Raw genomic sequence first — 1,239 nt, 5'->3', positions numbered from 1 at the left:
TGTTCGTGCCGGAGGCCGTGCCGGCCGCGCACCATCTTCTGCTGATCGACAAGCTGGAGCGCGTCACCGCCGGCGAGATCACGAGGCTGATGGTGTTCATGCCGCCGGGCAGCGCGAAGTCCACCTACGGCTCCGTGCTCTGGCCGGCGTGGCACCTCGGGCACCGGCCCGGTCACTGCGTTATCGGCGCCTCACACACGGCCGAGCTGGCCGAGCGCTTCGGCCGGCGCGTGCGCGGCATCGTCGCGGACGAGAGATACAGCGGCAGCGCTGGCCGCCCCGGCGTGTTCGGCGAGTCCGCCAGCCTGTCCGGCGAGTCTCGCGCTGCCGGGCGATGGGATACGCGCTCCCGGTCCGAGTATTTCGCTGCCGGCGTCGGCGGCGCGATCACCGGCCGGCGCGCCGACGTGGCCGTGATCGACGATCCGGTCAAATCGCGCGAGGAGGCTGACAGCGAGGTCGTGCGCGCGCGTGTCTATGACTGGTACCTCGCCGACCTGCGCACGCGCCTGAAACCCGGCGCGGCTATCGTGCTGATCATGACGCGCTGGCACGAAGACGATCTGGCCGGACGCATCCTGCCGGAGAAATACGACGGTGAATCCGGCGTGATCCGGGCGCGCGACGGTGAGGAATGGACTGTGCTCGCGCTGCAGGCGATCGCTGACCGGGACGATGATCCGCTCGGCCGCCCGCGCGGCGCCCCGATCTGGCCGCAGTGGCAGTCCGCCGAAGCGCTGGCGCAGGAGCGCATATCGCAGGGGCCGCGCAACTGGGAATCCCTGTACCAGCAGCGCCCGCACCCGCGCGAGGGCACGCTGTTCCGGACCGAGCGCATGCTGACCGTCGAGGCGGCCCCGGTCGGGCTCGAATGCGTGCGCGGCTGGGATTTGGCCGCAACTGAGCAGATCGGCAGCGCCGACCCTGACTACACGGCCAGCGTGAAGCTCGGCGTGACCCCGGATGGCATGGTCTACATCCTCGACGTGCGCCGGCAGCAGACCAGTCCGCACGGCGTCGAGAGCATGATCTGCGACGCGGCAGCCAGTGATGGCCGGCGTGTTCGCATCAGTCTGCCGCAGGACCCTGGGCAAGCCGGCAAGAGCCAGATCGCCTACCTGACGCGCAAGCTGCAGGGCCACATCGTGGCGTCCAGTCCCGAAACCGGCAGCAAAGAGCGGCGCGCGGAGCCGATCGCAGCGCAGATCGAGGCCGGCAACGTGCGCATGCTCAAGGCCG

General features: G+C 70.2%; 1 protein-coding gene. It reads left to right on the top strand.

Annotation, left to right across the window (positions count from 1 at the left end):
• A partial coding sequence (gene terL / locus PKE44_RS12545) for a phage terminase large subunit (RefSeq protein WP_324551704.1) occupies positions 1-1,239 on the top strand: 1,239 nt, incomplete at both ends.

It is taken from the genome of Plasticicumulans sp., assembly GCF_035331805.1.
In the GTDB taxonomy this organism is placed as follows: Bacteria; Pseudomonadota; Gammaproteobacteria; order Competibacterales; family Competibacteraceae; genus Plasticicumulans.
This window is presented reverse-complemented; position numbering and strand designations above follow the sequence as displayed.